Annotated in this window: 10 protein-coding genes; 6 read left to right on the plus strand and 4 right to left on the minus strand. The window is 46.6% G+C overall.

Annotation, left to right across the window (positions count from 1 at the left end; translation table 11 throughout):
- Positions 1–699: 699 nt before the first annotated feature.
- The gene (locus QUA54_RS32745) at positions 700–2,532 is read right to left on the minus strand and encodes a peptidase C14 (RefSeq protein ID WP_333419026.1); all 1,833 of its coding nucleotides are present in this window, start codon (positions 2,530–2,532) and stop codon (positions 700–702) included.
- A 282-nt stretch (positions 2,533–2,814) separates the two neighbouring features.
- Between QUA54_RS32745 and QUA54_RS32750 the strand changes: the two genes are divergently transcribed.
- From QUA54_RS32750 to QUA54_RS32770, 5 genes are all read left to right on the plus strand, one after another.
- Positions 2,815–3,516, plus strand: coding sequence for a V4R domain-containing protein (locus QUA54_RS32750; protein WP_333191148.1), 702 nt, complete (start codon positions 2,815–2,817; stop codon positions 3,514–3,516).
- A 97-nt stretch (positions 3,517–3,613) separates the two neighbouring features.
- Positions 3,614–3,880: a hypothetical protein gene (locus tag QUA54_RS32755; RefSeq protein ID WP_333419028.1), complete on the plus strand. Its 267-nt coding sequence runs from the start codon at positions 3,614–3,616 to the stop codon at positions 3,878–3,880.
- Positions 3,881–4,043: 163 nt separating this feature from the next.
- Positions 4,044–4,514 carry a phycobilisome protein gene (locus QUA54_RS32760; protein ID WP_333191146.1) on the plus strand — a complete coding sequence of 157 codons (471 nt, stop codon included), beginning with the start codon at positions 4,044–4,046 and terminating at the stop codon, positions 4,512–4,514.
- Between the two features lie 42 nt (positions 4,515–4,556).
- Entirely contained in the window at positions 4,557–5,219 is a 663-nt protein-coding gene (locus tag QUA54_RS32765; protein ID WP_333191145.1) for a V4R domain-containing protein, read from the plus strand.
- Between the two features lie 240 nt (positions 5,220–5,459).
- Entirely contained in the window at positions 5,460–6,626 is a 1,167-nt protein-coding gene (locus QUA54_RS32770) for a pentapeptide repeat-containing protein (RefSeq protein ID WP_333419030.1), read from the plus strand.
- Between the two features lie 17 nt (positions 6,627–6,643).
- On the opposite strand, the gene QUA54_RS32775 is transcribed toward QUA54_RS32770, so the two are convergent.
- Both QUA54_RS32775 and QUA54_RS32780 read right to left on the minus strand, forming a co-directional pair.
- Positions 6,644–7,114, minus strand: a complete 471-nt coding sequence (locus QUA54_RS32775) for a phycobilisome protein (RefSeq protein ID WP_172192645.1) — start codon at positions 7,112–7,114, stop codon at positions 6,644–6,646.
- Between the two features lie 38 nt (positions 7,115–7,152).
- Positions 7,153–7,635 carry a 2Fe-2S iron-sulfur cluster-binding protein gene (locus QUA54_RS32780; RefSeq protein ID WP_172192644.1) on the minus strand — a complete coding sequence of 161 codons (483 nt, stop codon included), beginning with the start codon at positions 7,633–7,635 and terminating at the stop codon, positions 7,153–7,155.
- 497 nt (positions 7,636–8,132) lie between these two features.
- Between QUA54_RS32780 and QUA54_RS32785 the strand changes: the two genes are divergently transcribed.
- Complete coding sequence (locus QUA54_RS32785) at positions 8,133–10,070, plus strand: serine/threonine-protein kinase (RefSeq protein WP_333419033.1); 1,938 nt, start codon at positions 8,133–8,135, stop codon at positions 10,068–10,070.
- 406 nt (positions 10,071–10,476) lie between these two features.
- Here QUA54_RS32785 and QUA54_RS32790 read toward each other — a convergent pair.
- The coding region (locus tag QUA54_RS32790; protein ID WP_333419035.1) for a hypothetical protein at positions 10,477–10,753 on the minus strand (277 nt) is incomplete at its 5' end.

Below are 10,753 nucleotides of genomic sequence, written 5' to 3' on the forward strand. Positions count from 1 at the left end.
TCGCTTCTGTGATTTATTGCGTAAGCGTTGCTTGCCGTAGGCGTCGCATCCTTCTTTAAAAACTGTCCGGAGTATTGAATGCTAATAATTTTAAAAAAGCACCAGTTTAAACAGTCTTCCATCCGTTGATATCTCCTAATAGCCTCAAAAGAACGGTAAAAAAATCAACTTTTTTACCCGCATATTCAAGTCGATTTTGCATTTTAGTTGGTGTATGATAGCCATCAAATATCGCCCAATTTGCTGATTACTAAAGTGGGAATTAAATACTAATTTACCGGATAAGGTGAAATAATAAAACACAACATTTAACTATTTTAATTACAAATTCAAATTAACTCATTTAGGACTTGTGCATCAACGTTTTTTGTTAAAAAAATATTCCTACAGCCATCCTTATGGTAAAAGAAATAGTTTTTTGATTGTAGAGGGGCGGGTTTATGAAGATCCTGGACGTGGATTAAAGATTTTAATTAACCCGCCCCTAGGATATTTTTTACCTATAAAAAGAATCGATCGCACAGCATATAAAATCCCAGAGCGCAGGATTTTCGGAGGGGAAAGGGTGAATAAAATTATTAATTTTAAATTATGGATATGTGTCCTCTTGCAGTGTCAAGAGGTATCGAGCGAGCGACCTATCTGGGCTTTGTAGCTAAGATAATTTCCCGGTGGAAAACCGGGAAATTATCAACTAAATCAACCTTTTTTCTGGCCTTGCAGCTTAGTTTTCCAATTGGCGATATTCTTCTGAGCCTGCTGATAGCTCTTAGTACCCGACGGCACAAGCGAAGCAGCTTCAACTGCCTCTTTCAGCTTTCCTTGAGAGCCGCGCAACTGAGCAATTTTGAGAATACTTTCGCTCCACTCTCCAATCAACTGCTGAGCTTCTTCATACTTCGGCTGGCCGGGCTCAATTTTATTAGCTTGCTGGATGCCTTGACTGTAAGAAGAGGCAACCCCCCGCTTAATTTGACCCTTAGCAGCCGATAGCAAAGCAACATTTACGTTCTGGTCTTTGGATAGCTCCTCCCACTGAGCGATCGCCTCTTTCGACTGATTGTAAACAGGCTTATTGACATCAGGCATCAATTTAGCCGCCCCGATCGCTCCCTGGAAATCGCCCCGAGTAGCCCGCCCGTTAGCTATATCCAAAATCGTTAAACTCCAGCGCTCAATATCCTGCTGAGCCTGCGGGTAAAGCGGATCGCTAGCGGGAATCGTTCGAGCCTTAGCCACCGCCTTATTAAAACTAGAAACCGAACCATCCTTGAGAAAAGTTTTCGCCTCAGCCCACACCTGCTGGCTCGATGGCGGCTGCTTGGTTCCAGTTCCTGCTTGCACTGCCCGCGGTTGGTTCTCCGACACCCCGGCACCAGCAGATTTTTGAGATTCAGAGTTTTGGCCATTTTGAGCAGCCGATCGGGGATCTCCTTCCTGCTGACCGATAAAAATTGATTTGTTCGTCAGAAAAACACCCAACAGCAGCACCAAAGCCGTAGCAGAGCTCCACAAAATTAGCTGTTGCAAAAAAGACTTATCCGACCCGCCGTTATCCTCATTCTCCGGTTTTTGCAAGTTCGGTCGATCGCCCCCCCGATCGGCAGCGCCCACAGCACTCGGCTGCGACACAGGCGGCATCTCAACCGACGAATCCTGAGCGTTGCGAACTGCCGGAGGCAGATCCATTCGAGCCGTAGCCGTCGCCATTTCTGGGCGATCGAACCCATCAGCCGTATTAACCGCCATATTGCCATTGCGTCCTGCCAATACAGCAGTTTGCACTCCAGAAGCATCCGGCAAAATCACCAAATTAGCCTTTCCTGGAGGATTCACCACCATCAAAGGTTCTTGTTTAGGACGCAAATGGTGGTCGCACAGCTCCGGCAGCCGATCGCTCAAAAAACGGTCTAAACCCTTAAGGGTCATGCACTGTCCCGAGCGCAGTCCCTCCAAAAGCGCCGTCGTAAAAAACCCCTGACGCAAAGCCGAAGTTTCCCGCGAAACTTGATTCGGGCGGCAAGAAAGCACAGTCGGAATTTCCAGTTGCCGCGCCAGCTCGGCCGTTTGAGAGCCGATCGTGTCCCCCGCTTTCACAGTCTGGCTGCGGTTCATATCAACCAGCACCAACACTGTTTCGGTAGGAGCGTTTTTCAGAGTATTCAACAGCAACTCTACCGGAATCCCGGTACCCGGAATGTCAGCCGGATTGCCATCAACCGGCATCAAATAATCCTTGCCTTCATAGCTGACACCGTAGCCGCTAAAAAAACACCAGAGTAAATCTCCATGTTGCAAATGTTCAGCGCAGAGGCTTTGAGTCAACCTCAGAATATTTTCCCGATTCGGATATGTAGATTGACCCCACAACGACGGCGAGCTATCGGTCATGAGCAAACATCCATCCGGCGCAAAACCCGCCTCCTCAGTCAAAAAACCGTACAGTGCCTCTGCATCCTCTTGGGCATAACTCAAAGGCTGGAGTAACTGATATTGATTGATGCCTATTGCAATACAAGCGTGATGTTTCATCTCCATATGCCCTATATATATAGTGGACAGCTTGCACAAAACGATAACACATAGCCGTTTAAGGTTATACCCACTTTCGCCCGCAGTCAGATACCAGTTGTCCGAAGGCCAAAGTCCCAACAAGCGCCCAAATTTAGCATCCTACAATTTAAAATATTTATATTGCAGTAAAAAATTATACCCTGTGTCTGCCTTTAGAAAAATGACGTTAAATTGGATACACAGGCCAGTCTATTTGACTCTTTTTTTCTGAAAACTAGACCAAAAAGGAATAACCCGCCAATGATCTCTATAGCCCAAAAAGAAATCTCCGCCCCCAGCGAATCGCTACTGAAGCAAAAGCATCCTAAAACTCACAGCCACTATAGGTTCCAGGATTTTTTTTCCTTCGATAACCAAATAGGTACAATTAACGACTGGAATAAGTCGCGCAACATTTTTACCAGCGAAGACTTCATTATCGGTTTGGTGGAGGGACTCGAAGAAGAAGTAGGCCCGGCTTCCTCTGTCATAATGTATACTATTGGTTGCCATTGGGGGCTGCAAGATTCTGAATTTTTTCAAAAATGGTTTAGTGCCGAATTCAACCAGAACATCCGCCAGTCAAATCTCCTGTTTCTGCTAGAAACTTGGTGGTGGCCTTTCACTGCTCAAGGTTGGGGTCGCTGGGAAGTTGACATGAGCGATCGCAAACACGGCTGCATCTTCATCAATATCTTTGACTCAGCAGTTGCTCGCACTTTGGGCGACGTAGGCAAACCGGTTTGTCACCTATATGCCGGTTTGTTCGCCGGTTTCTTCGGATCTCTAGTCAAAAAGCCTCTGAGCTGCATAGAACTCCAATGTTACTCAATGGGAGAAACATATTGCAAGTTCCTGCTCGGCAACCCTGATAAAATTGATGCAGCAGCATTCTGGCTCAACGAAGGTGCCAACGCCCGCGATATTCAAACTCGACTGCAACACGGTGAAATATTGCGGTAAACAACAACGTGGAAAGGCACATCCCCTGCCCTGCCTTTCCTCCCACTAATTTCGCGATCGATAGTGCGATGGTGGGCCTCTCCAGGCAGGAAGAAAGATGAAAAGTCAAACTTCATGGTTGGACAAGTCTGTCCAAGACTTCTTTGGTCACTATAATTGGTTGGGAAAACCTTTAGAAACCCCAAATGGCTCGGCCCCCGGTCAAGTTATGAATTTAACCCAGCCAGTAGCAGACTTTTTTCAAGCTATTTCTTGGGAAGGAATTCCCGAAGTAGGCGCCCTACCTCTACCGCCACCCTTGCCAGTAATTTCTATTTCTGAACCAGCAGAAGTCACCATTGATGATCTATTCGACCTGTTTTAATCTGTGTGGGAAATGGAAAACAAAAAATATGGCAATTCCTTATCTCTCATCTTTCATATCTCCTCTCTCAAAATCCCTCCGTTAAATCCGTTAAATCCCGTACACTGCTCGTTGCCGAACTTCTTTCTTTATATCAATTACCGATTACCACTTAATTAAAATCATGCACCCTGAGATTGAGGCGCTGCTGGATCAGGCAGAAAACCGCTTTTTAAAAGGCGAAGAACTCATAGCTTTTAAGCGTCAAGCTGCAACTCTTGCCCAGCGCTTAAAAATTTACGAATTTTTGCGAGATAAGGAAGCAAGCATCTTCCAACCAGTAGCAGACAAGCTACAAGAAACATTCCCCGACGAAAAACAAGAAACCTTAGAACGATCGCTCAAACACTGGGTGTTAGTATTGCGGTATTGCGCTATGGCTATGCTGCTGAACGATCGAAATTTTCTAGAACAGCGCCTCCTAGATTGGCTTTCCGGCATAGTCGAAGCCCACCAAACTCAAAAGCTCGAAGCAACTGTTTGCGATCTGCTGCAAACTCGTTTAAAAGAACTGCTTTCCGAGCAAGCCAGGGCTATATTACAGCCATTTTTAGACCAAGCGCAGTCAATTGTGATTGACCAAGGTAATAAATAATAAGCAAATTCCCAATTCCCAATTCCCAATTCCTAATTCCCGATGATTAATATTGCCGACTTGCTCAAACAGCCCCGACTCCCTGGAAACTACTTTGCCAGCGATGCCTACGTCCGAGGTGACCTCGAACTCGGCTTGCTCGAAAACCGCCGGGGCGATCGGCTCATAGCGCTCCCAGAAACACTGATTCAAGCGATTTATATCGGCTTAGAAAAAGAAACTGGTCAAGCCTCCCGCCTCGTGCTTTTCAACTGCGGTCGCTGGTGGGGTAAAAACTTCTACGTGCGTTTTTGCGAAGAAGTCAGCGAATACTACGGTCAGCCAGTTTCTGAAATGGAAATGGTACAATTTCTTCAGTCCTTGCAACAGTGCTGGAAAACTCACGGATGGGGAACACTTGAACTGGACCCCAGCTATTCCGAACAGGGATTTTTAATAGTAAAAACTGCTAACTCTCTTTTTGCCAAAACAGCCCCCAAGTCTAAGCAGCCAGCCTGTTTTCTAGAAGCAGGTATTTTAAGTTCGTTCTTTAGTCAGCTTACAGGTCGAGAACTCCACTGCCTGCAAACCTCGTGCGAATCCTTGGGTTCGGACTGCAATCGCTTTATTTTAGGGCTGCGCGATCGCCTCCAACCAGCAGATATTTTCCTCGAAGAAGGACAAGAACACGAAGCTATTATCAGTCAACTTTCCCAAAAAAATTGACTTCTTTGACAGCTATTAGCAACAAACTAATAGCTGTCAAATCGATGGCTACCCAGCCATTTAATCCACCATCATCAAAACTGTGAGTTAAATGATAAAAAAGCTAAAGAGTTGGAAAATCTTATTTTAGCTATTTAAAGAAAACCAGATTATAACTAGGAGCTAGACAATTCATAACTTATCCTAGAAACTTATAAAATTTAAAAGCAATCACAACCTAAAACATTTTGCTAGAACTTAATGGACGCCAACGAACTTCTAAATCGATATGCAGCCGGCGAAAGAGATTTTAGACTGGCAAATCTGCGCGGCATTGTCTTGAGTCCGATCGATTTATACCGTTCCAGCGATGCCCCAACTCTAATCATGGCAAACCTCAACCAACACCAGCACCGACCCTACTTAATCGGTGCTAACCTCAGCGGTGCAGACCTCACCAAAGCCCATCTGAGCCGAGCCAACCTCAGCAAAGCTGACCTCAGCGGAGCCAATCTCACCGGCGCCAACCTCATGGCAGCAAGTCTCAGCGGAGCCAATCTCAGCGGAGCCACTCTCACAGGCGCCAACCTCGCCGGATGTCACCTGAATTGGGCAAATCTGACCGGAGCAATTCTCCCCAAGGCCAATCTCACAGGTGCAGATCTGAGCGCCGCCAACCTTACAAAAGCCGATCTGGGCGAGGCAAATCTAAGTAAAGCTTATCTGATTAAAGCCAATCTCAACGGGGTCAATTTCAAAGATGCCTGCTTAAGTCTAGCGAGTCTCAAAGAGGCAGACTTGACCGAAGCACAGCTCACCGGAGCTGAATTGTTCAAAGCCAACCTATCCGGAGCCAACTTAACCCGTGCTAACCTCAGCAAAGCCAAGCTGTTGCAAGCTAACCTCAGGCGAACTAACCTCACTCAAGCCTATTTAAACGGCGCGTGCTTGAGCGAATCAGACCTCAGCGAAGCTTGCTTGGATAGAGCCAATTTGTGCAAAGCAGACCTGAGCAAAACCTACCTGAGAAATATTACTTTGAATGGGTGCCATTTAAGCGGTATTAACCTCAGTGGGGCCGACCTCAGCGGTGTAGACTTGAGCCGCAAACTTTTAACTGGAATTAATATGGCAGAGGCATTGTTGAACGAAGCCAACTTGAGCGGTGCTTATCTGATAGAAGCTAACTTGAGCGGAGCTAACCTCAGCAAAGCCAACTTGAGCCTAGCCTATCTGATCAATGCCGACCTTTCTAATTCTTGCCTGCAGGAAATTGACTTGAGCAAAGCTAACCTGAGTAAAGCCAACTTGCAGAAAGCTGATTTGACAGGAGCCAACCTCCGGGGAGCCATTCTGACGGAGGCGGATTTGAGGGGAGTGCAGTTGATTGGAGCCACTCTTCCTAACGGCACAGTTTATCGCCATTAACCTGTCAACCCCCTTGATTATTTGCCGAGTAAAGTGCGGTTGTTGTCCAGAATCGGAAAAAATAAGTTCCTTTCTTCCACAGTGAGATATTGTTTGAGTACCTTTTTCATTACGTCGTAGGTCACGGTCGCAGTATTGCGAACTTGAACAGCGCCTAAAATAGTTTGCAACCAAAGCAGGAGCCGATCGCGCAACCGTTCAGTATCGTTAATCAACATTGCAGCAGCCGAATGCCTCAACACCTGCAAAATATCTCCACGGCACTTTTGGGTCACATCTTGAGTCCCCCGGCGAAATAAATTAGGGTCGAGAGACTGCATTTGTGCTTCCACTTGCCGCATAATTTCTGTCTCAGACGCTTGAATTTTTTTATAAGCACTGATCCGGTGATTCAAAGACTGAAAGTAGTCTTTCAAAAATAGGAGTTCTTCAGCACTGGCGTAGCGTCCGTCTGCTTCCGTGCTCAAACGCGCAAGTTGGCTCAACATAGATTTTGCTCTACTACTAAAATACAAACATATCAGTTTTAAGCTTCTTTTGTCCGAACTAAATACTGTCCTACTTGGAAGCGGGTTTCATTAAGCTGTGTAACGATCGAACGAGTAATTAACTTTCCCGATTCTACAACTACTTTACCCGTAATTGGGTGTAATAAATCTTGCTGGGCCCGACGGCCGATCAGAGCTTCGACATTTTCAATAGCATTAATGTACATCCCCGCAGGCAACTGTACAACCACACCCTCGCCCATAATTTGAGCCTGACAAGCCAGTCGCGAATTGGCTTTAGCTGTAGTAATGACTTCCAACGTCCTCCTCTCGCGGCGGTTCATGTCAGACAAGCCTTCCATGCCTTCTTTAATGTAAACGTGGCAGGTAGCGCACATTCCCCGCCCCCCGCATTCCTTGAGAACGTCTAAGTCTTTGGAAAGTAAGGCAGACAGGATATTCGATCGGGTTTCGACTGCCATTTCCTCCGCAATTGGATCTAGTTTAATAATTTTAACCATATTGATTTTTGCTCCTGTCAAGTTCAGTATTTAGCAAGTACGATCGACATATTCCAAGCCAAAAAAATTTGGCTAACACTCAAAAAGGTTACAATGGCTCTATCGCAGCATCGGCTTCCGGCTCTCTAACCCAGATAGTATAACCGCGCTTCTGTTTTGGTAATCGCTGTTCCGTCTGCCCTATTCTCCAGCTTAGCTGCGATTGCTAAAATCTTAGATTTTTCGTTGACGGTCTAGAAAAAACTGTAATAGTCGCGCTCGACTAAAATAGCAGCCACAGGTAGTTATATATCTCGCACCCGAATCCGGCAAGATTGCTACTGATTCCGAAACTCAAGGAGTTTAGTAGGTGCGACTGTGCGATCGCTCGATTGTCGGCTGAGAATCAACCTGAGATAACATAGGCTGTACCTGGCTAGCAATTTAAAAATTTGAATTTTTGTCAGAATTCTTTACATATTTTAATACTAGCTCAAGCTTTTTCTATAATTAGACCGATGCAACATTCTAAGTACCGCATTTTAGGGCTAGTCGGACAAGGACAATTTGGTCGAGTCTTTTGTGCCAGCGTTCGAGAAGCTCCCGCCCAAGACTCCCGCCTCACCAGCCAACTGGTCGCTCTCAAAGAACTCAGCCATCAAAAAGCCCCAACTAGCGAATTCTTGCGAGAGTTATGGTTTCTGATCACCTTGCAGCACCCTAACATTGTCACCTGCCGAGCTCTAGAACACACAGCTACAGGCAGGTACTTGGTTATGGACTACTGCGAGGGAGGAACCCTCCGCAACCTGCTCAAACAAGACCGCCCCTTGCGGCTGCTCGAAGGTTTGCAGCTAGTCATGGAAGTTTTAGCAGGCTTAGACTACGCCCACCGCCGAGGCGTAGTTCACTGCGACATCAAACCCGAAAATATCCTCCTAACTTTGGGTTCCAAAGGTTGGTCGCCCCGGCTGTCTGACTTTGGCATCGCGCGCCGCCTGCCAGAAATCGGTACCACTCGCCTCCACCAAGAAATTTCTCCCGACGCTACCGTAGGTTCCCCTGCTTACATGGCCCCAGAGAGGTTTTACGGTCTTTACTCTCCCATGTCAGATATATATGCAGTTGGAATTTTGCTGTTTGAGTTGCTAATGGGCTACCGTCCTTTCGGCGGAACCCCCGGAGACTTGAGGTGGGCGCACCTGAATCAACGCTTGCAATTTCCTGACGCCATCCCCGAACCTTTGCAAGCAATAGTCAAAAAATCTTTAGAAAAGCTGCCAGCCCGCCGTTTTGCCAGTGCTTCCCAAATGGCTCAAGCTCTGCGGCTGATCATGTACGACCCCGCTGTCAGACAATTAGGCGACTGCGTTATTCCCTGGGAAAATTCCACAACCAGTGGTGATAAAAGTCTCAAGTCGGAAACTGAGTCTTTACTGGAGTTTGAAGAGGAAAAAGCATCACAGTCGGCTATTAATTTACTTCGGACTGTGCGCTATTCGCTTTCGCAGCCAAAGCCACTGATACTTCCTGCACCGTTGACCGCTTTAATTGCCACTGAAACGTATCTCTATGCTGCTGTAGGTACAGAGGTGAAGGTTTGGTCTCAGCCGGGAAAACAGCTAGTTACAGGAGAAATGTCTATTTCTATTTCATTAATGCCGGAAATCGTGCGCGGCATTTTACCTGTTTCCCACGGCTGCTGCGTTCTCACTCCGCAAAAACTTTACTGGCTCAATAATCGCTCTTGGGAACCTCAGTGCCTGCTGGATATGGGTTTTAGGCAAGGCCCAGATGCTTTAAAAGCTGCTGTTGACTCTCACGGCAACTGGTTGACAGTAGCCGTTCCCGGCGAACTGCGTTTTTATTCTTTAGGGGGAAACAGCACTGCGGGTGATGGGGAAAAAGCCCTGAAGTTGATCGCTACTGTGCCGTTACCAGAACACTATTTACCAGAATTAATTTTTTTGGATCGGCGACACGTCTTAGCAGTTTGGCCGGACAACGAACCAAAAAATCCCCAAACTATTTTTAGAGTTTACACTCGGCGCGGCACGCCGGTGGGTTCTGTGCGGTTGTCTGCCAGCGTCGGACAGATCCTGTTGACACCTGAGCCTTATACTTTGCTGGGAATTCCCCAAGGTGGTAAAGCGGCGGTGCTGTTGATGAAATTGTGGCCCCTTAAGGTAGCGCGAATTCCCCTTGAAAGTTTGCCCGTGTCTGCTTGTGTTGCTAATTGGGGATGGGTATTGGCAGATGTTGGGGGACAGATAGAAGTGTTAAACAGTCAAGGGATTCAAGTAGGGAATTTTAGCAGCCCCGCCTCACCTCGGGCGATCGCTCCTTGGGGGAATAGAGGTTTGGTGATTGCTGTCAATACTGAGGAAGAGAGTCACTTGCACTTTTTAGATGTAGATGTTGAGGAGACTAACTCGCGATCGATCGTCCAAGGCTAATAACAGGGGTAACGGTCGGTGTTTCGGGGTTGCCCTAATTAATGAGAGTGTCGTTGCGGGCGATCGATCTAAGCATTGGCTTTGGCATCTTCCTCCAAAGGCTATGGAATAAGGTGGGTTACAGAACCGTACCCTGTGGTGATCGCTTTGTGAAAAAGGACTTGCAAGCGGGGGTTCATCGCCTCAATTGCAGACCCAACGTTCCCTGATTCAAGTCCAGCAAAGGCAGAGACTAATTATCGAGGACTCAGATTCAGCAACTACCAACTTGTGTAATAGTAAACCTCGCCCCGCAGCCTCACATTCTCAAAAAAGCTTGAATTCTGAGTAAGTCTCACGATGTTTGAGCTCTGAAAGATTTTAAATACCCTTGATGACAGACCCGGCCAAAAACCGTATTTGGGGGTCAAGAAGCAGCCCCAAGCCATAAAGAGGAGTCAGCCAGGGGATGGTCCAGCGCGGTGTAAGAGCCAAAACCCTGACTGTGTATGGCTTCCCCAAAAACTTTAAAATATTTTCGCAAAACGCTTGACAACTCAGGGGAGAGTTGATACATTAATAAAGCGCCAGAAGAGAAGCGGTTCACTGAACCGCCAACTAAAGGCAAAAAACTGAACCTAGAAAAAAGAATAGTTTGAAAGCTTAAAGCACTATTAACCTCGTCAAAAAAATCAAGATAGAGA

The sequence above is a fragment of the Microcoleus sp. MOSTC5 genome, assembly GCF_036701825.1.
Taxonomy (GTDB): domain Bacteria; phylum Cyanobacteriota; class Cyanobacteriia; order Cyanobacteriales; family Microcoleaceae; genus Microcoleus; species Microcoleus asticus.